This is a genomic window from Clostridium isatidis, assembly GCF_002285495.1.
In the GTDB taxonomy this organism is placed as follows: domain Bacteria; phylum Bacillota; class Clostridia; order Clostridiales; family Clostridiaceae; genus Clostridium; species Clostridium isatidis.
The window spans coordinates 2,235,772-2,256,765 of the sequence record NZ_CP016786.1; the positions used below are offsets into that span (position 1 = coordinate 2,235,772).

The window sequence follows — 20,994 nt, forward strand, 5'->3', positions numbered from 1 at the left end:
AAACTAACTATTTTACAAAAGTATCTACAATTACATCTTCTGCCTTTAGATCCTTGTCTATTATTCCCTTCTTCTTTGACCAGTCAAAGACAGCTTGTACATTCTCAACCTTTGGAAGATAGTTTAACTTAAGTTCTGGAAGAACTATGTTTCCTCTTGTATCTTCAGAGTATCCAACAGTTTCAATTAAAACATCTTCATATTCTTTTATATCTGTATTTTGCATATATTCTACTGCCTTATTGTATCCAGCAAAGAAGGCCTTTATAGCATCTCCATTTGTATCTATTTCTTCTTGAGTAAAGCCAAAGGCTGAAATTGTGATATCAGCATTGTCAATCTTAGCTAGAGCCTTTCCTCCATCAGCTACAGCTGTATCATCAAATGGTGCTGGTAAGATTGCTGCATCTACCTGCTTATTTTTTAAGGCTTCAAGTCTTGCTGGCATTGCTGGAATTGCTACCTTTTCTATTTCATCAGCACTTACTCCATTTTCAGTTGCTATATAGTCAGATAAATAGTCTATCATTGTGTTTTCTGATATAGCCATCTTCTTATTCTTTAGGCCGCTTAAGTTTTCAATTCCTGAATCTTTTCCAACAACTAAAGTCCAAGCTCCATTTGTTTGTCCAGTTATCTTCATATCGATACCTAAATTTTGATAAATTGATATTGCTATTTCATCAGCTATTAATCCATCTAAAGCACCAGCTTGAAGGGCAGCATCTCTATCCTTTGCTGCTGTGAATAATTGAAAGTCTAAGTCTAGGCCTTCTTCTTCAAAATAGCCTTTTTCTTGAGCTATTACTATTGGCACTATATCAATTGAACTCATGGCACCAAAGCTTAATTTTTTCATTTCGCTTGTTTCTGCTTCTTTATTAGCACTTGCAGAACATCCAGCCATTACACCAAACATTGATAAAGTCATAATTGTTGCAATTAATCTTTTAATCTTCATATTCTGTATCCTTCCATTTCTTAAATAAATTATTTTCTATATTTAGATAATCTAATATTTTCCCTACTAGGAAATCCACTATGTCCTCAATACTCTCCGGGTGGTGGTAAAAACCTGGCATGGCAGGAATTATTCCAACTCCCATCTTAGATAATCTGCACATATTTTCTAAGTGTATTGTGTTTAGGGGAGTTTCCCTTGGTACTAATATTAGTTTTCTACCTTCCTTTAGGGCTACATCTGCAGCCCTGGTTAATAAACTTCTGGATAAGCCATTACTTATTTCTGCCAAGGTTCCCATGGAGCATGGCAGTATTATTACTGCATCATATTTATTGGAACCGCTGGCTACTCCTGAAAACATATTATTGTTATTTTCAAGGACAATATTTTCATATTTTAATTTTAATTCCTCTATCCAATTTTTTAAGGAAATGCCAAGTTCAAAGGCAAAGACCTGCCTTCCCTTGTCTGTGGCTACCACATTAACTTGAATTCCTTCCTTAACTAATACTTCTATAAGCCTTTTAGCATATATGCTGCCGCTGGCTCCTGTTATTCCTACTACTATCTTTTTCATAATATCCTCCTAAAGCAGGCAGTCAAGTAAACCAGTTATTAGGAAAACAATGCTTATAACCTGATTTACATTGTAAGATGCCACTTTAACATTTGTTAGGTTATCTGGGCTGACCATGCTATGCTGAATTATAAATAATACAGTTATTACCGCTAAACCTATGTAATATATTGTTCCCAGAACTGGAGTTAAAAGACCCACTATGAATAAGCTTATAAGGGCTATAGCATGAAAGATCCTTGCAATAAGGAGGGCATTTTTCACCCCAAAGCTTGCTGGAATTGAATGAATGCCATTTTTAGTATCAAAATCATAGTCCTGAGCCCCATAGATTATGTCAAAGCCTGCTACCCAGACAGTATTTGCAGCTCCCATTACAAGAGGAATCCAGCTTATTTTGCCTGTAACTGCAAGCCAGGCTCCTACTGGGGCTGCTGCTGAAGTTACTCCTAGGACTATATGGCAGGCCCAGGTAAACCTCTTGGTATAGGAATATATAATCATTAAAAATAAGGCAATTGGTGATAATACTAAGCATATTGTATTAAGCTTTGCTGCTGCAAAGACCATTACTGCAAAGCATGCTGCTGAAAATACTATTACTTCCTTTGGCTTCATTAAGCCTTGAGGAAGCTGTCTTGTTGCTGTTCTTGGATTTTTTGCATCTATCTTGGCATCTATAACCCTGTTTATGGCATTAGCCCCTGTTCTTGCTCCTAAGAAGGCTACAATTATCCAAAAGATAGTTCTAAAATCAAGCCTATTGTTCCCTGCTATAAGCATGGAAATTAGGGCAAAGGATAAGGAGAAGATAGTATGGGAAAACATAACCAGGGTTCCATAATCAAATATTTTATTTCTTATCTTCTTTAATTTAGTCAATTCCATATTCCTGCCACCTTCTGTCTACGTATTCCTTCATTTCCTGGCTCATTTCTATATCCTTTGGCCAAGGTCTTGTATGTCCTTCGCTGGCTAGTTTTCTTGTTGCATCTACTCCAACTGTGCCTTCCTTTATTATTAAATCCCTCTTGGCATCAATATTGTTAAAGAGCTTCCATGCCACAATAGATAGATTATTAGGGTCTATTTCCTTATCAAAAACTGCAATTAATTTTACTTCCTTTAGCTTTTCTTCAATAGAATTTATCACTTTTTTAGCCTGCCAAGCTTCAGTCTTATCTATTGATACTAAGATACACTTTGTAAGGTCTTCCTTATAAGGTAGGTTAAAGTCTAGTATTCCGCCCTTATCTTTTAAATCTTCTAAGAGCTTCTTTGCCTCTTCTTTTCTTTCTGCTGTAACTTCTTCCTTTTTAACTTCCCTAGCTTGAAGTTCTATATCCCATTTTCTTGTTGCATCTATTCCTACCCTGCTTCCATATAGAGGGGTGTTTGATGCATGGTCTAGGGCATCTAAAGGTCCTTCAGTTATTACAATATCCCTTTGAGGCTCCATATTATTAAATAAATTATAGGCTACTGCTTCTGTGTCTTGAGGGTCAACATCCTTATCTACAACTATAACCATCTTGGTGTACATCATTTGTCCCATACCCCATACAGAATTTATAACCTTATTAGCATGGCCTGGATATTTCTTATCTATTGAGATAATAACACAGCTATGGAAAACTCCTTCTAGAGGAAAGTTTATATCTATAATTTCTGGATTTATCATCTTAAACAATGGTAAGAAAATTCTTTCTGTTGCCTTACCCATATAACAGTCTTCCATAGGAGGCTTACCTACTATTGTTGTTGGGTATACAGGCTTCTTTTTGTGAGTTATGCAGGTTACATGGAATACTGGATAATCATCTTCTAAGGAATAATAACCTGTATGATCTCCAAAAGGTCCTTCTACTCTTAAAGGCTCATTTACATCCACATAGCCCTCTATAATAAATTCTGCATCTGCAGGGACATAAATATCATTTGTTATTGACTTAACCATATTTACTGGCATTTTTCTTAAAAAGCCTGCAAACATCATTTCATCAATCATCTTTGGAAGAGGTGCTGTAGCTGCATAGGTAATAGCTGGATCACAGCCAAGAGCTACTGATATTGGCATCTTTCCTCCCAGCTTTCTGTACTGCTCATAGATTTCCCTTCCATCCTTATGCCAGTGCCAGTGCATTCCTGTTGTATTTTTATCATAGACCTGCATTCTGTACATGCCCATGTTTTGTATCCCTGTCTCTGGGTCCTTGGTTATTACTAAAGGAAGAGTTAAGAATTTTCCTCCATCTTCTGGCCAGCACTTTATAATAGGAAGCTCATTTAAATCTGGATCATGATTTATAACTTCCTGACAGGCTCCCTTTATTGGCAGCTTTATAGGAAAAACAGAGGCCATTCTAGTAAGCTTTGGGATAGATTTAACTGCCTTAACTACTCCCATGTAGCTGCTCATATCCATAAGGTCATTTATAACATCTCCCATGTCATTTAGGCTTTTAACTCCTAGAGCCATAGCCATTCTTTCATAGGTTCCCATGGCATTTATAAGGACTGGATATTTTGAGCCCTTAACCTTCTCAAAAAGAAGAGCCTTGCCATAGCTTTTAGACACTCTGTCTGTTATCTCTGTTATTTCCAGCTCTGGGTCTACTTCAACTTTTACCCTGACCAGCTCCCCCTTCCTTTCTAATTCTTTTATAAATGATTGTAAATCTTTAAAAGACATATTATCCCCCTAAAATTTAAAAATATTGACGCTTCTTTTGTAAAGTTATATATTGTTTTTATCTGTTGTTTATAAAGATCTAATTAATCCTACAGGAGGACCAAAATGATAAACTTAACTAAACAATTTAAAAATAAAGAAATTACTTTGACAGCTCTTTTTATGGGAAAGGACCTTAATGTATCAATTTATGGTGGAGATCTTCCCCACATTGGTGCCATTGCTCTTGGAATTCCCCGTCCCAGCCTTGAAGATAAAAATAAAATAAGTTCTTCCGTTTCTCTTTTAACAATAACAGGCCATAAGGAAGATGTTATCGTTCAAAGGCTTGCCAAAGTTTTGTCAAAAAACCTTAACTCTACAGTAGTTGTAAGCTGCGGCATCCATTATGACAATATAACTTTAGAAGATATAGAAGCAATAAACCTGCTTATATCTGATTTAACTGATGAATTAATTAGTAAATTATCCTAATTTTATATAATTTTCCTTTAATCCTTGTTAAAAAATAGTCCATATTTTATTTTAAACCTATTTATGTAAAATTCAATATAAATAACGATAATGATGAAAGAAAATTTGAGTTTTATATACTTATTTTTAAAAAAATGCTTTAATAAATGTTTGAAAGTCATTTATTAAAGCGTTTTCTTTTTTATAATATATAATTCATTTTTTATTATAATTTTCTTTCCTTGTAGTATTTATCAATTCTTAGATTTATGGCATCTTTCATATGATCTATAAAGGCCTTATCCTTAATAATATCCTTCATATCATCATGAAGGGCAATTAGGGCTCCTTCTTTAATTTTAAAGAAATCTCCATGAGTATCTAATAAAAATTTAATTGGATTATCCTTGGCTAATTTAATATATCTTTTTCTATCCCAGCTTTCAAAGTCAGCTGTTGATTTATGCCTTAGCATATCAACTTTATTAGAACCCTTATGGTAAAATTCATAGAAGCTTTGATATACCTCTTCTTCATCAATCTCCATCTTTGGCTTGCCCTTGTTATAAAAGGCAAGAAAAATAGGCATCTTGTAACTTTTACTCATGCTGGTAGTTTCTATCATATTAATAAATTCCCTGCCCCTTGTATTATAAAGACCTTCTTCCTCTTTAGTTAATTCATTATTTTCCTTTAGAAACTTCAGATAATTATTAAAGGGATTCAAATCTGCCTTGCTTTTTACTATTGAATAAATTTCATCATCTAAATTTCTAAAGAAATCAAGCCTGCTTGGCCTGTAAGCCAGTTCTTCCTTAATTCTTAAATATTCTTCCCTTAAGGCCTCTTTTATCTTCTCCTTAGTCTGCCTTTCCTTAGAAGCTAATCTTTTAAATAGATCTATCAGCCTAAAGTCAAATTCCACCAGGCAGTCTTCTGGATAGTCCTCTTCCCTAAAGCTTCCCCTTTTGGCTTCTTTTGATGAATATTCCTTGCCGCTTAATAAAAAGGGAAGCAAATCTGCTTTTTTATAGTTTCCTATAAAGTCTAGTGCATTTAAGTATTTTTTGTCCTTGTACTTTCTTAGTCCCCTGCCTAGCTGCTGCAAAAATACTGTTGGAGACTCTGTTGGTCTTAAAAACATAACCATATCAATTGAAGGAATATCTAAGCCCTCATTAAACATATCAACAGAGAAGATTACTTTTAATTCACCCTTAGTTAATTTATTTATGGCATCAGTCCTGTTTTCTGAATATTTCCCTTTTTCTCCACTGTATACTGCTGCTGCTCCTACTCCATTTTTGCAGAAATATTCTGCCATGTATTCAGCATGATTTTTTGAGCTGCAGAAGCCTAGGGCTCTTTTGGAAGAATATTTTTTATAATGATTTAAGATTAATTCTGCCCTCTTATTAATCATTAGGGATTTTTCTAAGTCCTTATCATTATATTTCCCATTTTTGTATTCCACATTATCATAGTTTACCGTTTCATCATATATGCCATAGTATCTAAAGGGAACCAGATAGCCCTTGTTTATGGCATCAGTAAGCCTAACTTCATAAACAGTATTGTAATCACAAAGGGCAAAGACATCTTTAGAATCTAGTCTTTCTGGAGTTGCTGTTAATCCCAGCAGGAATTTAGGCCTAAAATATTCTATAATATTTCTATAATTTTTTGAGACTGCATGATGAAACTCATCTATTATTATGTAATCAAAGTAGTCCCTGCTAAAATAGCTTTCCTTTAAGTATTCAGCCTTTCCTAAAGTCTGAACCAGGGCAAAAATCATGGACTTATATTTATCTTTTGTATCACTATAAAAGAAACCAATATCCTGGCTCTTTCTAACATTTTTAAAACTTTCTGCTGCCTGCTTAATTATTTCTTCCCTATGGGCAACAAATAAAATTCTGTTATATTTCCTTGAATCAAAGGCTGCCAAATAGGTTTTGCCAACTCCTGTTGCAGCTACAACCAGAGCCTTATCATAACCTTCCTTACGGCAGTTTTCTAGAGCATATAGGGCTTCAAGCTGGGCTCCCCTAGGCTCAAATAGTTCGAGCAGCTTATTTTCCTTAAAAGCTTCTTCTTCCTCTAGGTCCTTATAAACTTTAGGCCTTTTCCAAGTCCTTGAATATTCCTTCATAACTTCTTCGTCAATTACTTGGGAATGATTATAAAATAAGTCCTCAAAGGTCTTATAGAAAACATTAAAATCCTTTGGATTTTGGGACTTTAGAAATCTATAATTCCACTCAATGGAAGCTGTTAAGGCTCCTCTTGATAGATTGGAAGATCCTAGGTAAATTTCACTGTCCTCTTGATTATGAAAGATATAGGATTTAGGGTGAAAGGACTTACTTGGGACATTATAAAACCTTAAATCAATCTTATCTCCTAGTTCCCCCTTAAGAAGGTATAAGGCTGAAGGTTCAGTTATTCTTAAATAGTTTCCTGTTAAAATTCTAATTTTAACTCCCCTTGAAACAGCTTCCTTTAAGTCCTCTAAAATAAGCTTTACTCCTGATTCCATTAGGAAGGATACAATGATGTCAATTGCTTCTGCCTTTTTTATGCTTTCCTTTAAACTGTAATATAGAAAATTCTTGTCTCCAGTTATTGCATTAGGGCTCTCAATAAATATTGGAGCCTTTATATTTATATCTAATTGTTCTTTTATTTTTATATCCTTAACAGCCTTCACAATCTCTCACCTTTTTAAGTAAAATTATTTTACAGCCTTAAGAATTATACCTTCCTTAAAGCCGCCTCTTTCTTCTTTTTTCTTATTCCTTGCCTTAATAAGTTCTTCTTCACTATATCCTAGGGCAGAAGCAAGTCCAAATAAAACTTCCATAATATCTGCCAGCTCTTCTAGGTTCTTTTCTTCTAGGAATTCTTCAAGCTCTTCCTTAAGTTTATTTTCTAAAAGCTTATATTTATCCTCCTCTGAGGCAATTTCTATTTCACATTCACTGCCAGCTGCCTTTATTATTTCTGGTATTTTGTCCCTTACTAGTTTGTTGTATTCTTTCATTTGCTGCTCCCCCTTTTGCTCAATTTAATTCTAAGCTTATTTATTTGGATATTCCTTCTCTAATGGTTCTCTAGAATATTCCTTTAAATTATACAATACCGCTCCATAATCTTTATAATTTTTTCTTGCTTCAATTAATGTTAAGCCATGATTTAAATCACTTGCTTCATTATCACTTTTAAGGAACAAATCTATTTCCCACAAACATACTGGGCATACATAAGAAAGTGCATTTCCATTATTGGGAATGGTAATAAATCCACAACAAGGACATGGTGAATTTCCCTTTACATAAACTTCATCATTAGATTGGTTACTTATTATTTCCCTACTTTTTACTTCTGGCAAATACTTATATTCTTTTTTACTCATAAATAGACCACCTATTCTTTAATAAAAGTAAAAGCTATATTTTTTGAACGGCAAATTCCCAAGCTATTTTCTCATCTACATATCTCATCATACTTTCTTCACTGCAGTGCTTAATTTCAAAATCTTTAAAGTAATATTCTATATCTTCCCTATCAAAAAATCTTTTATAGCCACTTTCAGTTAAGTAAAAATGCTTTTCTATTTTTTGCCCAGCTAAGGCTCCGTAGTTTTTGTCATTAACTGAATTAAGCCTGCCTATTAAATAGCCCTTAGGCTTTAGAACCCTCTTTATTTCTTGGATAATCTTTTTAGTAGCAGCATCGTTAAAGTAATGTAGAGATAAATCAGCTATGATAACTGAAGCACTTTCATCTTCAAAGGGAAGTTTTTGAGTTAAATCAAGCTGACTTGTTTCTGAATTAGCTATGTATTTTCTTACTATTTTTAAGGCTTCTTCTGAATAGTCACAGGATAGGACCTTGTAATTTCTTTCTATTAAATATAAAGTGTCTCCCCCTGAGCCACAGCCTAAGTCTATTATTAGGCTGTCTTTGTTGGCTTTTAGTATGGGTTCGTATTTGTCTAGCCAGAGGTCGTAGCTTGGTGGCTTGTTGTTTAGGGTTTGGTAGATGGTGTTCCAGTAGGTTTGCATGCTACTTTCTCCTTATAAGTATATATTAATTATACAATATTTAGATTAGTGATAGAGTTTATTTCTGTGAAGATAAATTATTGATAAAATAAATAGTTTTACAAGTAATTAAAAAATAAATTCTTCACAGAATAGGTGGAAATATTAGTGAATAACTTAATACGAAAGATTAAAAAACGTTTATTTATTGAACCTTCTCCTTTAATTTGTGCTACAGTTTCATTAAGATTTTTAATAACTACCGATTCTTTACCTTCATTATTCTAATTCTAATAAGTCTACTGCTGCTTATTCATCAAAATATATTATTTTCCAAACTTCTGATTCCATTTTTCACTATATGTTTTTCTTCTTTTTAATAGATTATGTTAATATCAGTTCATAATTTATATTCTATAATCCTACTATTAATTCTATCTTTTTCAAACAAATTATTTACAAATTGCACAATTTAGATCTTTTCTCTAAAATGATGTTTTATTAAATTTAATAACATTTGATATGTTAACAATATTAAATGAATTAATAATTACACAAGCTTATTTGTAGCAAAATTATTATTTTCTTTAAATATAATATAAATAATATACAAATCTATAATTTTATTTTTATTTTTTCAATATTTATTTTACTAATCTATGTTATTATATAATAGTTCTGGTACTAACTTAAATTCTTCACTATATTCATCAAATGTCATCTTTAATAAGTCACAACCGATACTCTTAGCTATTTCTATAAGCTGTGTTTTATAAATCTCATCACAATTATACCCAATATATATTGCATCTACTTTTAATCCTACCTCTGTTAAATTTATTAATTTACCTTCTTGATTATTTAAATTACTATTAATATATAATAATCTATATTCCTTTTCATCTTTCCACATATTATGCTTACAAGTAAATGAACTATATAAAAAGCCAAAATACTTATAAAATCCTTCTGATGGCTTCTCTAGCTTATTAATATATGCTTCCATTATTTCTTTAATAATATTAGCTACAATTACTGCACTTTTACTTCTAACAGGTTCATACATTACTGGGAAAATTAATTGTGGATTTAAAACAGAATATTTTACACAATAACCCTTATGATTATTTGCATAATGTGCCCACATAGGCATATTATTGTCAATATCTGAACTAAAACAAGATATAAGTGTAGCATTTCTAAAATATTCTAAATATTTTTCTATCTCTTCTGAATTCCATCCTGTTCCTTTAAGCCTTTCCCTATCGATAGTTAGCATTTTTAATTCAAATGGATCATTAAACTTTTTATAATTAGAAAGCCATAACATATTATCTCTTAACGAATTTAATCTCTTTTTATTTTTCTTATAATACGCTACATATCTATCATCTAATAATGATACATATTTATATAAAATTTTAGGTATAAATTTATTTTTATAATCTATTGCCTCTTCTAAACTTATATTTAACTTATCAAAATATTTTTTTATATCCATAGTATTACTATTTCATTAATTACTCTCTATAGTCTTTCTGATATTCTATGAATTACTGAAAACTTTATATGTTACAAGAAAAACAACCTATTATCTAATACACCTGATGGAATAAAATCAATAGCTTTACATATCTTATCTGCATACCCTACAGTTATAGGTAATCTTAAAGCTTTGGTAGATCCAACATGGACATTTGCTAAAAAATATATTTGTTTCAGAATTGTCATCATTTCAGCTTTTCCATATATTTTTTCAATTTTTAATGGTCTAGGTGAACCTAAATTTTCTCGAATATCCGTAGTTATTAAATATGCTTTGTCTTCTTTTAATATATAACTTCCGGCTTTTGGATTTTTTACCTCTCCATTTTTAATCTCAGCTATTTTTAGTGGTATATTCTTCTTTATTTCAACTATAGTAAAATCTATTGATTTTTTATCAAAATAATTTTTATACCAATCTAAATCCTCTCTAGAAAATCCATCCCTATGAATCATAATATTTTTAGGATATCTACCGTATTTTTCTTCATAAGATAATAAAATTTTATCAAATATTTCTTGTAATATTTCAGTTTGAATAATCTCACCACTTTGAGGTATTGTAGGCTTGTAATAATTAATAAGCTCACCATACTTATCAAAAACAACCGAACAAGCTGGATTATGTATTCCTTTTTCTCTTGTTCCAACATCTAAACCAATAAAACAATCAATATCCCCTGGCATGTTTGAAATTCCCCAGGGAACTCCTCCTATTTTTCCAAGAATACCAAGAGCAATATTATGTAAATAATACAATTCTGTTTTGCTTGTAGAATTTACAAATCTTTCTGCAGTTTTTAAAGAAACCATTTGAGATGGTATTCCAAGTTCAGCCCATACTCTTTTAAAAGGATTATATGGATTTTCATTTTCATCATCTTCAATATTTGGAATTATTGCAATAATAAAACTTAGACTACTATATTCCTTAAGTCTCAAAGCAGCTTTTTTATAATCTATTATATCTCCTGCTTTATATTCCTCATATATACATTCTTTTTTATCAAAATTTAAATATAATAAATTCTTTTTAATATACTTATTTTCCTCTTTATGATATTTTCCTTCCTTTAAAAAATCGAATATTGCTCTAATAGTTTTTTGAGTTTCAATTTCTTCTCCTTCAGGATATATAACCCCAAAGTTTACTTTTTGTTTTGAAATTTTATAAAATCCCTTACTAAAAACATTAATCTTATTTTTAATAATTCCATTAGCACTTAATAATATTGGTTCTTCAATAATTCCCTTACTATAGCCTAATTTAGAGACATCATCAAAATAAGAAGCTATAAATTTAATATCATTTAATTCCTTTATACTTCCTATATCATTTATAAAAGATTTTAAAGTTACATATCTATAACTCATTTCCATTTTTAACAAAGGTTCTATTTTTATAGAGAAATTAGGGTCATATTTTTTCAAATATTCTCTAGTAATAATTGGTTCTAAAGAATGGGGAATAAATTCATAAATCTTTTTTCCTGTTTTAACTTTTATAACATTAGCATTCTTATCTTCCTCTGTAAATTGATTTACTCTATAAGCTTGGTTCATATTTTTATAATACTCTATTAAATTCACTCCTAGTTCAGGTGATACTTCACCTACCCTTCTATCAGAAATTTCTACAATTTCACCAGTTCCTTTAATATTACTCCACTTATTCTTAACTGTTAATCCAATTATATCTTTCTTTTCGTTAATAAAATCAAAAATAGTTTTTTGGGTTGAAAAATCTGATGAACAACTAATATATAAAATTACTTCACCATTTTTCAAAACTTCAGGGTTAATCTTAAATTTTCTTTTGAAATATATCCCATTTTGAGTTTGATATTTTTCAGATAAATCTCTATCTATTATAGTATTACATATTATCTCATCCGTATATTTTGTAATATATTTCTTATACCCAAACTTATTCCTTACTTGTCTTAAAGAATTGTTTATATAATAAATTACAACTTCTTTATAAATATCTAAATTATTTTCAATTCCTAACTCTGTTGATTTATTAAAATTGATCTCCATATTATCCATCTTTGGAATACTAAGCTTTTCTAAAGCATATAACTTGTGATTTTTAACAAATACTGCTTTAAAATTATTATATGAATGCATTTTGTATCTAGCTTGTCCTAAAATCTTATGAATATTGTCTATTTCACATTTTGGTACAATAGAATATTCATAAAATTTTAAAGGTTTTATATAACCTATTCCTTTAAAAGCTTCTATTGTTAAATTTTCCACATTTTCTCCTCCAAATCTAATTGAATTATACTATTTTATTCATTTTTTACTCAATTTTACCTAATAAAATATTAAATTTCAATATTTTCTATATAAACCTTATATATTTATTAAAACCTAAAAATTACAGTAGTTAAATCGTTGGAGATGAGAAAAATAAATATTGGACACAAACCCTTCAAAATAATCAAAAGAATAAGTTTTATAATCCAATATGGCAAAATAAAAGTCATATAAGCACATTAAAATCTACTTTAGAAATTGATAGGATAATTTTTATAAATTTTTTATTATATTTAGTGAGCATTATACTCTTAAAAAATTAATCTAATTTCTTCTAATGCAAAGGTAATAAAAAGAAAGCAATTAAGGAAGATATGAATAATTCCTTTACTTTAATGTCAAAGGAAGAAATAGATAAATTATATATAAAGTTGTAAGCTTACACCCATGCTAATGATTTTATTAAAAAAGTTCATGTAGAAAATATAAAGGCTAAAAGATTGTAATTTATCTTTTAGCCTTTTTTAATTCAATCTAAAATTAGCTCTAAAAATTATTAAATAATCTATTTATATACTTATACTTTCATTTAATATACTTTCCAATATTCCTTCTTCTATCATATTTAAATTTAATAAATATTTATTATGTTCAAAAGTTTCCTGTAAAGATTTACTTGCTGCAAGCCATCCTTTTCCATCAGTAATCCAAATAAATTCATAACCATCAGAAATTATTAAATCATATAATGTTTTATATTCCCCTGCTGTCGCTTTTAACTTTGAACCTCCACCACTATAATAATTTGTTTCTATTAAGAACAGTTTATTATTTGTTTTAATTGCAAAATCAAATCTTCTACTAGCCTTATCAACCTTAACATTTAAATTCCACTTTTCTTTAATTCTATTAGGGGTAGCTTGTACAGTATATTCGTAATTATATTTATTACATAAATCTTTTATAAATAGCTCAACTAAATTTTCCATGCTAGTTCCTGAACGATTTTTTCTACCATTACTATCAAGCCCAACCTCTACTCCTAGTACATAATCTACTAAATTTTTAACTTTCTTATTTTTAATAATATCCAATATCCCTGTATTTTTAGTAAATTCTACAATTCTATCTATATCATTCTCTGATAAATCAACAGTATTAGACAAATCATATTTTTCAATATCAAACTTTATTTCATTATCATCAATTGGTTTTAATATTTGAAAACAACTCTCTCTACTTGCTAGTAATATAGGAATAGCTTTTATAATATCTGGATACTTTTTTAATAAACTTTTAAATTCCTCTTCAACCTTCTCTTTTCCAAGTAAATAATTTAATAAGTTTAAACTCATTTCTACTTCTGATAAATTTTTATAAACTTTTTTCCATTTTACAAAATAATCCCATCCACTTATGCTATCTTTTAAACTACTCATGAAGTATTTAAATGTTTCTTCTGATTTATTATAATCAATTCTTTTTTTATCTAAATTCATCCCAAATCCCCTCTTTACTTATATATTTTTGTCTATACTATAAATAGAAGTATATAATTTTATTTTAATAATTAGTTATTAACAATTCTGTTATCTTCCCTCTTTTACTTGCGTCTGAATTAATATTTCTTTTTGCATAAACTCTCTTTATATTAAATTCAGAATATAAATCATCAAAAAAATTATCATTCTCATCTAAATTTTTAGGATCCGAATTACTTAACATTATTTTGGCTCCTCTATCACTCATCTCTTTATAAAAATCTCTTAATAATATTTGTGATTCATCATTAAAAGAACTTTTATTATAAGACGTAAATCCCCCTTTTGTTACTGGTCTATATGGTGGATCAAAATATACAAATGTATTATTATTTATATACTCATCAACTTCATAAAAATTCTTATTTAAAATTTTAACTCTAAATTCCCCATTTTTATTTTTCATATTTAGGAATTTAGAAATATTCATTAACAATTCTTCATCAAAGAAACTTGGATTTTTATACTTTCCAAAGGGTACATTAAATTCTCCTTTTGAATTCTCTCTATATAATCCATTAAAACATGTTTTATTTAAAAATATAAAATAAGTAGCTAATTGTAATTTATTACAATCTAAGGAATTAAACTTATTTCTGATTTCATAAAATAGTTTTTCCCTTTCTTCCATTTCTAAGTTTAAATATATATTCTTAAGCTTCTTTATTTCTTCTATTAATTTTTCAGGATTATCTCTAATAACTTCATATAAATTTATCAACTTAGAATTTATATCATTTATTATGTATTCTTCAAAATAATCATTTTCTAAGAAATAAAAAAACACTGAACCAGCACCAACAAAAGGCTCCACGTATCTTTTAATGTCTTTTATATTTTCAGGTAAATCACTCACTATTTCATCTAAAAGCTGTGTCTTTCCACCAGCCCATTTTAAGAAGGGCTTAATACTAGATTTCATTGTTATCACTCCTAAATTAATCTAACTACTCCATTATGTAATTAGATTTTCTATTTCTTTTATTCTTTTGTTTGTAATTTCTAGATATTCCTCTTCTTTATCTATTCCTATAAAAACTCTATTATTTTCTATAGCAACAACTCCAGTTGATCCTGAACCACAAAAGGGATCTAAAATTATATCACCTTCATTTGTACTTGATAATATACATCTATATAACAGTTCTTTTGGTTTTTGAGTTGGATGATATCCATGTTTCTTTTCCCTTTTCGGAGTTGTTGATATTTCCCATACACTTCTCATTTGTTTTCCACCATTCATTTCTTTCATCAAATAATAGTTAAAAGTATGTTTTGCTTTCTTATTCTTTTTTACCCAAAGTAATGTCTCTTGACTTGCTGTAAAACATCTACAACCTAAATTAGGGGCAGCATTTGGTTTTACCCAAGTTACTTCATTTATTATGTAATATCCTAACTTTTGTAATGCAAAGGCAATTGAATGGATAATGTGATATGTTCCTGATATCCACATAGTTCCATTATCTTTTAAAACTCTATCACATGCCTTTAACCATTTCATATTAAATTTATAATCAAGTTCAACTCCTAAAGATTTATCCCACTCCCCTTTATTAACACTTTCCATTTTTCCAGATTTACATGTTATTCCATCATTACTAAGTTTATAAGGTGGATCCGCGAATATCATATCTATTGATTTACTTTCCATTTTCTTTAATTCCTTAATACAATCCCCCAATAATAACTTGTAGTTTTTTTCATCTATGTATTTCATAATTAACCGCCTTTATAGTTAATACTCATACTCTTTATTATAAAGAAATTTATCAATAAATCCAATTTAAAAGATATTATTTAAAGAAAATAAATATATATTCATGAGCTAATAGATAAAAGTTTCTTTTTAAACTTATTTCCTCCCAATATTTTGTAGAACTACAATTATGCTGTTCTTTTATTATTATCTCCTTAAGATTAAAACCTTCATTTATAAATAATTGCATAACATTAAATCCTAATGGAATAACACGACCATTTTTTCTTATATCCTCCATCATAATTGCACAATACTTCCTTTTTTTTAATACTCGAAATGCTTCTTTTGAAACCTCCTTCATACTTTCATAAAATTCATCTAAATTTAGCAATGATAAGTCATCTTCTAAATCCTTACTGTATTTTATAATATTTGAATATGGGGGATGAGTACAAATTAAGTCTATACTCTCACTTTCAATAACATCTAAATTTCTAGCACTAGCCTTGATTAATTTTATATCTTTATCACCTTTAATTGAATAAATTCTATTTTTAGATATCTTTAAAGCCTCATCATTTATATCTATTCCAATAGCTCTTCTATTTAATAACTTTGCTTCAATAAGAGTAGTTCCACTACCTAAAAATTGATCTAATATTAGATCATTTTCTTTTGAATATCTTAATATAAGATTTCTAGGCACATATGGACTCCAATTGCCTGGATAATCTCCTTTATGAGTTTCCCAGTTTCCCCTATTTTTAAAACTCCATATTGATTTGGTTTCAAGATTAAATTCTCTATACATTTTATCACTTCCCTATGAAGGAATTTTGGTCAAAATTTCTTTGATTTATTCTTTTCTACATTACTTTCATTTATAATATGCTTAGACAAGCTTTTATATATTTCATTTAAAGGGGGAATTTTTTTGGCTAAAAATATATATGGTGGGGGAAAACAAACAAATATTAATGGACTAAAATTTGAACAAGAAACAGATTTACAAGATGCCTTATCAAATGTACCGGGTTATGAAATTATAAATAATGTAATATATTATAATGGCGAATATATTGGCATGCTTGCTAAAAAGCATGACTTATATAAACTAATATTAAATCCAAGAGGAATAAACTATAAAGAATATATTTCAAAACAACTATTACCAGATGAGGCTCTTTTTCTAGAAAAAACTAATACTATTTTTATAATAGAGAAAAAATTTCAAAATGTAGGCGGTTCTGTTGATGAAAAATTACAAACATTTGGATTTAAAATTTATCAATATTCAAAGCTTTTTGATCCATTAAAAATAAAAGTAAAATATTTTTATTTATTAAATGACTGGTTTAAAAAACCTCAATATAAAGATATATTAGATTACATGGAGATAAATGGTTGTAAATATTTTTTCAATGAGATACCTTTGAATTTTCTTGAACTTCCTAATTAAAAATAAAACATTTTTATAAAATGAAAATTATAAGGTTAGTGACTGTATCAGAATTATCTTATACAGTCACTAATTTTAATAATTTTTGAATATGTTTTATCTCTACTTACTTATATCAAAAATTATTTATCCAAATTATTTTTTATATAATTTATAAATCTTAATTTATTCTCTTCGTTATTCTTTTCTATTTTAAGAGTTCTCATCCTATCATTTTTGATTTTAAACCTTTTAAATTCCTTAAGTAAATCATCCTCTAATTAAAAGCTATCCACCAAAAAATGAATATTATTGACATCATTCCTGTTAATTATAATCTCATCATGTTTATCCTTATATTCATATCCAAAAACTTCACAAATCTTCTTCCAAAAAGAAGTATAAATTTTATTAACTAATAAGGCACGTTCTTCTTTAAGATACTTTGCCTCTTCAATATTAGGTACTTGAATCTCTTTCAAATATTGATTATTTAGATGTTTCTTTAGCATCTCATTAACAATTTTTCTTGATACATAGTTTGCAGCTTCTTCAAAATTTTTAACTATCCCAAGATACCAGCTCCTAAATTTTAAGTATTATTATTTATCATATTATACTTAATTATTTTAGTTACTGGTTATTTTTAAATATCTTAAAATTAAAGAATATTATTTTTTTGAATATCCTTTATCCCCCCAACATCCCCCTCAGTTTCTCCTTATTCTCCTCCGATTTAATCTTCCTTATACTTGGATTTTTATTTTCTATGTTTATGCACATTTCTATAAGCCTATCAACAATTCTTTCCCCATATCTTTCCTTTAGCTGGCCAAGGGAATAGTTGCTTGTAACTATGGTTGGCAGTTTCTTTCTGTACCTGCTGTCTAGGATGGTGTAGATTTTTGATAGGCTCCATTCTGTCCCTTGTTCTGTGCCTAGGTCGTCAATTACTAGAAGGTCAGCAGCTTCTATGGATTTTAGGATTTCGTATTCTCCTTCCCTGCCCCAGCTGTTGTAGGTTTCCCTTATTCTTTCTAAAAGACCATTAATGCTAATGCAGACTACAGGAACTCCCTTCTTTAGGAGGCTATTTGCTATTGCAAAGGATAAATAACTTTTACCATTACCTACAGAGCCAGTTATTAGAAGGCCTAGTCCCTCTTCCTTGATCTTTTTAAAGTTTTCTGCATATTTAAGGCCAAGGTTATAGAACCTTTTATCTCCCTTCTTAAAGTCCCAGTTTTCAAAGGTTTTGTCATAAAAGCTTCTTTCCATAAGGGAATTTTTTAGGAGGATTTTTAGTCTATCTCTTTTTTCTTCCTCCTTCTCCCTTATCTCCTGCTCTTTTAGCTCCTTCTTTTTGCAGCTGCATAAAACCTTCACCCTCATGCTTCTTCCAAAGAGTTCTAGAATCTTTTGTGTTTTCTCCCCACAGATATTACAAGTCGTCAAGGTCGAGGATACATCCCCTTCTTCGAAGTTCTTCTTCATAACTTGATATAGCATCTCCACCTTTTATCCCCTCTTTCTCTCTAGACTTTTGAAACTTGTTTTTTAGTATGCCTTCCACATAGCTTAAGGAGTATTTATTATGTCTTATTGCTTCTACCATAGCTTCTCTCAGAGCTTCCTCTGAGTAATTTTTTATGCAGTCATCTAAAAGCTCCCTTGTTATCTCGTTTATTTTTCCAAAGCCATTATCTCTAAATAATTTATATATGCTTTCATTATCACAACTACAACTACAACTTAATCTTTCTTCTTCTTTTTCAGAGCCTTCATAACTTTTAGATTTAGCTTCTATGCTATTATTAGTTATATCAGTATTTGTTGTAGTATTAGTATTTAGTATATATTCAGTATTTAGTTCTTTATCAGTATTTAGTATAGATTTAGTATTTAGTAGGGGCGGATTTTTCGAATTCGGCTCTTGCTCCTTGCTATTTTCCGAATTCCATTTCTCCGCATTAGAACTATCCACATTCCATTTTTCAGCCCTATGCTTTTCCTTTATTGAACTTTTTATTTCACTTTCTTCCAGTATGGCTTCTTCCCAAAGTGGATTATTTCCATCTTCAGAACTTTCTCTTTCCCTTGGGACTTCATAAACTAAATATTCATATCCCCCAGTGAATTTGCCCCTTTCATCTCTATTTCTTATTCTTTCTATATAGCCGAATTCCATTAATTCCTTTATGGCTGTTGAAATGCTGTCCTTCCCATCTCTAGCATGTTTTATTATGTCTCTCAAGTAAAAGTTCCAATCATCAGGCTTACTTAAAAAGTAAGCAAGCAAACCCTTTGCCTTAAGGCTTAAATTCCTGTCTTCTAAGAAACCATTGTGAATTACTGTATAGTTTTTATTTTTTACTGCCCTGAAAATAGCCATAATATCCTCCCTTTCTACTTTTGACTTACAATTCTCCTAAGCTTTTTAATTATCTAATTCTGTCTTTATTTCAAACTTTCTATAGCTTGTCTCCTTTAAATATCTTTTATAAATTTCTGGTTCTTCCCTTTTTAAGGCCTTTAGGTCAAATCTTAGCCTCTTGTAGCTTTTTCATTTGTGTCTTCTGAGAGTTCATCACTGATTTTTTCTAGGTAAACAGCCATTGCTGACTTGTATTTATTTTCTCCTGCGATGGCTGCTATATCAGTTCCTGTTATTCCAAGCTTTCTTGCCCTAAGCCATTCCTTATGGTCTAAATCCTTGGTTTTTATTAAAATCTCACAGTCTAGCTTGTAGGGCCTTCTAGAACTTCTTTTGTTAAATATGAAAGACTGCATATATTCATTTTGTATATAGTTTAACCTTTCCATAAGAAACTCCTCCCCTTTAGTTACCATATAAGCTTGTACTTCTCCATATAATCATAGAGACAGTCAGCATGAATAATATCATCCTCAAATTTATAAGCATCATCATTGGACATAATTAACTTATGGCAATGATCGCAGCGGGCTATTGGATACTCCTTATCAAATTCATAATAATAGTCATAACAAAATTCTGGTAAACTTAATTTTTCCATAATATGCTCCTTTCTAAGTCTATTGTTTATTACGCAACTAACTTATAAAAAATATTTTTTAAGACTTCCCAATAAGGAAGCTCTAGTTTGTAAAAAGTTCTTCCACGCTTTTGTTGAAGATTCTAGCTAGTATTTTTGCTTCCTTTAGGGAAAATCTTAGCTTTCCATTTTCCTTTCTGCAGTAGGAAGATGTAGTTATATTCAGCCTATCTGCCAGTTGTGCCTGGGTTATGCCCTTTGTTAATCTTAGTGTTTTTAATTCCTCATTGATCATTTTATCCTCTCCTTTTTTGATTTTTCTTGCTTTTCTCTTTAAGGAAACTTGTCCATTCCCAAAGTTATTTTTAAATCTTATTTTTTGTCTTTCACTTAATAAATACCCTGAAGTTAAAATTTTTTAGAAAAAATTTTTAATTAATTTTTTAACTTTTAACTATTAAATATGCTTAACTTGCAATTTTTTAGAAAAATTTTTTAAAAATTTTATAAAAAAAGAGCCTAGTAACTTTAAGTCCTTAGGCTTTTCTTATATTCTTGCAAAATCAAATATTATATTTATTTCTTTTTGCCTTTAGAAAAAATAAACTAGCTGGATTTTATTATATACGCAACTTCTGTATATATAAAATATGAAAAAGAAATTTTTGAGAGGTTCTTATATATGAAAATAGGAATAGATATTGGTCACAATGTTCATTTTGATACTGGAGCAAGGGGAATAGGATCTGAAAAC

The 20,994-nt window shown here is 29.6% G+C and carries 23 protein-coding genes; 3 read left to right on the top strand and 20 right to left on the bottom strand.

Annotated elements, in window-relative coordinates:
* Positions 1 to 7: 7 nt before the first annotated feature.
* From BEN51_RS10545 to BEN51_RS10560, 4 genes are read right to left on the bottom strand one after another with little or no spacing between them, the layout of a single operon-like run.
* Positions 8 to 961 (bottom strand): ABC transporter substrate-binding protein, encoded by a 954-nt coding sequence (locus BEN51_RS10545; protein WP_119866026.1) that lies wholly within the window; start codon positions 959 to 961, stop codon positions 8 to 10.
* Complete coding sequence (locus tag BEN51_RS10550) at positions 951 to 1,541, bottom strand: UbiX family flavin prenyltransferase (RefSeq protein WP_119866027.1); 591 nt, start codon at positions 1,539 to 1,541, stop codon at positions 951 to 953. Before BEN51_RS10550 ends, BEN51_RS10545 begins: the two co-directional genes overlap by 11 nt.
* A 9-nt stretch (positions 1,542 to 1,550) precedes the next feature.
* On the bottom strand, positions 1,551 to 2,429 hold the full coding sequence (locus BEN51_RS10555) for a 4-hydroxybenzoate octaprenyltransferase (protein WP_119866028.1): 879 nt from the start codon (positions 2,427 to 2,429) through the stop codon (positions 1,551 to 1,553).
* A complete protein-coding gene (locus tag BEN51_RS10560; RefSeq protein ID WP_119866029.1) occupies positions 2,416 to 4,233 on the bottom strand; it encodes a menaquinone biosynthesis decarboxylase in 1,818 nt (605 codons plus the stop codon). Before BEN51_RS10560 ends, BEN51_RS10555 begins: the two co-directional genes overlap by 14 nt.
* A 105-nt stretch (positions 4,234 to 4,338) precedes the next feature.
* On the opposite strand from BEN51_RS10560, the gene lpdD reads away from it, so the two are divergent.
* Complete coding sequence (gene lpdD / locus BEN51_RS10565; protein ID WP_119866030.1) at positions 4,339 to 4,707, top strand: prenylated flavin chaperone LpdD; 369 nt, start codon at positions 4,339 to 4,341, stop codon at positions 4,705 to 4,707.
* A 205-nt stretch (positions 4,708 to 4,912) separates the two neighbouring features.
* On the opposite strand, the gene BEN51_RS10570 is transcribed toward lpdD, so the two are convergent.
* The 6 genes from BEN51_RS10570 to BEN51_RS10595 form a co-directional block, all read right to left on the bottom strand.
* Complete coding sequence (locus tag BEN51_RS10570) at positions 4,913 to 7,399, bottom strand: DEAD/DEAH box helicase family protein (RefSeq protein WP_236906204.1); 2,487 nt, start codon at positions 7,397 to 7,399, stop codon at positions 4,913 to 4,915.
* A gap of 24 nt (positions 7,400 to 7,423) precedes the next feature.
* Positions 7,424 to 7,732, bottom strand: a complete 309-nt coding sequence (locus BEN51_RS10575; protein WP_119866032.1) for a nucleoside triphosphate pyrophosphohydrolase — start codon at positions 7,730 to 7,732, stop codon at positions 7,424 to 7,426.
* A gap of 36 nt (positions 7,733 to 7,768) precedes the next feature.
* Positions 7,769 to 8,104: a CPCC family cysteine-rich protein gene (locus BEN51_RS10580; protein WP_119866033.1), complete on the bottom strand. Its 336-nt coding sequence runs from the start codon at positions 8,102 to 8,104 to the stop codon at positions 7,769 to 7,771.
* Between the two features lie 34 nt (positions 8,105 to 8,138).
* Positions 8,139 to 8,756 (bottom strand): class I SAM-dependent methyltransferase, encoded by a 618-nt coding sequence (locus BEN51_RS10585; RefSeq protein WP_119866034.1) that lies wholly within the window; start codon positions 8,754 to 8,756, stop codon positions 8,139 to 8,141.
* A 631-nt stretch (positions 8,757 to 9,387) separates the two neighbouring features.
* On the bottom strand, positions 9,388 to 10,236 hold the full coding sequence (locus BEN51_RS10590; RefSeq protein WP_119866035.1) for a DUF2971 domain-containing protein: 849 nt from the start codon (positions 10,234 to 10,236) through the stop codon (positions 9,388 to 9,390).
* 71 nt (positions 10,237 to 10,307) lie between these two features.
* The gene (locus BEN51_RS10595) at positions 10,308 to 12,542 is read right to left on the bottom strand and encodes a Piwi domain-containing protein (RefSeq protein ID WP_119866036.1); all 2,235 of its coding nucleotides are present in this window, start codon (positions 12,540 to 12,542) and stop codon (positions 10,308 to 10,310) included.
* A 137-nt stretch (positions 12,543 to 12,679) separates the two neighbouring features.
* On the opposite strand from BEN51_RS10595, the gene BEN51_RS14165 reads away from it, so the two are divergent.
* Entirely contained in the window at positions 12,680 to 12,868 is a 189-nt protein-coding gene (locus BEN51_RS14165) for an NERD domain-containing protein (protein WP_119866616.1), read from the top strand.
* Positions 12,869 to 13,114: 246 nt separating this feature from the next.
* On the opposite strand, the gene BEN51_RS10605 is transcribed toward BEN51_RS14165, so the two are convergent.
* The 4 genes from BEN51_RS10605 to BEN51_RS10620 all read right to left on the bottom strand — a co-directional run bounded on the left by BEN51_RS10605 (position 13,115) and on the right by BEN51_RS10620 (position 16,599).
* Positions 13,115 to 14,044: a type II restriction endonuclease gene (locus BEN51_RS10605; protein WP_119866037.1), complete on the bottom strand. Its 930-nt coding sequence runs from the start codon at positions 14,042 to 14,044 to the stop codon at positions 13,115 to 13,117.
* A 64-nt stretch (positions 14,045 to 14,108) separates the two neighbouring features.
* Positions 14,109 to 15,008 (bottom strand): DNA adenine methylase, encoded by a 900-nt coding sequence (locus BEN51_RS10610; protein WP_119866038.1) that lies wholly within the window; start codon positions 15,006 to 15,008, stop codon positions 14,109 to 14,111.
* A gap of 33 nt (positions 15,009 to 15,041) precedes the next feature.
* Complete coding sequence (locus BEN51_RS10615) at positions 15,042 to 15,806, bottom strand: DNA-methyltransferase (protein ID WP_119866039.1); 765 nt, start codon at positions 15,804 to 15,806, stop codon at positions 15,042 to 15,044.
* 76 nt (positions 15,807 to 15,882) lie between these two features.
* Positions 15,883 to 16,599 carry a TRM11 family SAM-dependent methyltransferase gene (locus BEN51_RS10620; RefSeq protein WP_119866040.1) on the bottom strand — a complete coding sequence of 239 codons (717 nt, stop codon included), beginning with the start codon at positions 16,597 to 16,599 and terminating at the stop codon, positions 15,883 to 15,885.
* A gap of 123 nt (positions 16,600 to 16,722) precedes the next feature.
* Between BEN51_RS10620 and BEN51_RS10625 the strand changes: the two genes are divergently transcribed.
* On the top strand, positions 16,723 to 17,247 hold the full coding sequence (locus BEN51_RS10625; protein WP_207652768.1) for a hypothetical protein: 525 nt from the start codon (positions 16,723 to 16,725) through the stop codon (positions 17,245 to 17,247).
* A gap of 260 nt (positions 17,248 to 17,507) precedes the next feature.
* Here BEN51_RS10625 and BEN51_RS10630 read toward each other — a convergent pair whose 3' ends face one another.
* The 6 genes from BEN51_RS10630 to BEN51_RS10655 form a co-directional block, all read right to left on the bottom strand.
* Positions 17,508 to 17,708, bottom strand: a complete 201-nt coding sequence (locus BEN51_RS10630) for a hypothetical protein (RefSeq protein ID WP_123962173.1) — start codon at positions 17,706 to 17,708, stop codon at positions 17,508 to 17,510.
* A gap of 208 nt (positions 17,709 to 17,916) precedes the next feature.
* Positions 17,917 to 18,720, bottom strand: coding sequence for an ATP-binding protein (locus BEN51_RS10635; RefSeq protein WP_119866042.1), 804 nt, complete (start codon positions 18,718 to 18,720; stop codon positions 17,917 to 17,919).
* Positions 18,668 to 19,618, bottom strand: a complete 951-nt coding sequence (locus tag BEN51_RS10640) for a DnaD domain protein (protein ID WP_119866043.1) — start codon at positions 19,616 to 19,618, stop codon at positions 18,668 to 18,670. The genes BEN51_RS10635 and BEN51_RS10640 overlap by 53 nt, the downstream gene beginning before the upstream one ends.
* A gap of 152 nt (positions 19,619 to 19,770) precedes the next feature.
* A complete protein-coding gene (locus BEN51_RS10645) occupies positions 19,771 to 20,049 on the bottom strand; it encodes a YqaJ viral recombinase family protein (protein WP_207652769.1) in 279 nt (92 codons plus the stop codon).
* 20 nt (positions 20,050 to 20,069) lie between these two features.
* Positions 20,070 to 20,261 carry a hypothetical protein gene (locus BEN51_RS10650; RefSeq protein WP_119866044.1) on the bottom strand — a complete coding sequence of 64 codons (192 nt, stop codon included), beginning with the start codon at positions 20,259 to 20,261 and terminating at the stop codon, positions 20,070 to 20,072.
* An 82-nt stretch (positions 20,262 to 20,343) separates the two neighbouring features.
* Positions 20,344 to 20,535 (bottom strand): helix-turn-helix transcriptional regulator, encoded by a 192-nt coding sequence (locus BEN51_RS10655; RefSeq protein WP_119866045.1) that lies wholly within the window; start codon positions 20,533 to 20,535, stop codon positions 20,344 to 20,346.
* Positions 20,536 to 20,994: the final 459 nt, after the last annotated feature.

Coding starts and splice junctions, on each gene's coding strand:
- BEN51_RS10545 (WP_119866026.1), bottom strand. CDS start 961: ATGAAGATTAAAAGATTAATTGCAACAATTATGACTTTATCAATGTTT.
- BEN51_RS10550 (WP_119866027.1), bottom strand. CDS start 1,541: ATGAAAAAGATAGTAGTAGGAATAACAGGAGCCAGCGGCAGCATATAT.
- BEN51_RS10555 (WP_119866028.1), bottom strand. CDS start 2,429: ATGGAATTGACTAAATTAAAGAAGATAAGAAATAAAATATTTGATTAT.
- BEN51_RS10560 (WP_119866029.1), bottom strand. CDS start 4,233: ATGTCTTTTAAAGATTTACAATCATTTATAAAAGAATTAGAAAGGAAG.
- lpdD (WP_119866030.1), top strand. CDS start 4,339: ATGATAAACTTAACTAAACAATTTAAAAATAAAGAAATTACTTTGACA.
- BEN51_RS10575 (WP_119866032.1), bottom strand. CDS start 7,732: ATGAAAGAATACAACAAACTAGTAAGGGACAAAATACCAGAAATAATA.
- BEN51_RS10580 (WP_119866033.1), bottom strand. CDS start 8,104: ATGAGTAAAAAAGAATATAAGTATTTGCCAGAAGTAAAAAGTAGGGAA.
- BEN51_RS10585 (WP_119866034.1), bottom strand. CDS start 8,756: ATGCAAACCTACTGGAACACCATCTACCAAACCCTAAACAACAAGCCA.
- BEN51_RS10590 (WP_119866035.1), bottom strand. CDS start 10,236: ATGGATATAAAAAAATATTTTGATAAGTTAAATATAAGTTTAGAAGAG.
- BEN51_RS10605 (WP_119866037.1), bottom strand. CDS start 14,044: ATGAATTTAGATAAAAAAAGAATTGATTATAATAAATCAGAAGAAACA.
- BEN51_RS10610 (WP_119866038.1), bottom strand. CDS start 15,008: ATGAAATCTAGTATTAAGCCCTTCTTAAAATGGGCTGGTGGAAAGACA.
- BEN51_RS10615 (WP_119866039.1), bottom strand. CDS start 15,806: ATGAAATACATAGATGAAAAAAACTACAAGTTATTATTGGGGGATTGT.
- BEN51_RS10620 (WP_119866040.1), bottom strand. CDS start 16,599: ATGTATAGAGAATTTAATCTTGAAACCAAATCAATATGGAGTTTTAAA.
- BEN51_RS10635 (WP_119866042.1), bottom strand. CDS start 18,720: ATGAAGAAGAACTTCGAAGAAGGGGATGTATCCTCGACCTTGACGACT.
- BEN51_RS10640 (WP_119866043.1), bottom strand. CDS start 19,618: ATGGCTATTTTCAGGGCAGTAAAAAATAAAAACTATACAGTAATTCAC.
- BEN51_RS10645 (WP_207652769.1), bottom strand. CDS start 20,049: ATGGAAAGGTTAAACTATATACAAAATGAATATATGCAGTCTTTCATA.
- BEN51_RS10650 (WP_119866044.1), bottom strand. CDS start 20,261: ATGGAAAAATTAAGTTTACCAGAATTTTGTTATGACTATTATTATGAA.
- BEN51_RS10655 (WP_119866045.1), bottom strand. CDS start 20,535: ATGATCAATGAGGAATTAAAAACACTAAGATTAACAAAGGGCATAACC.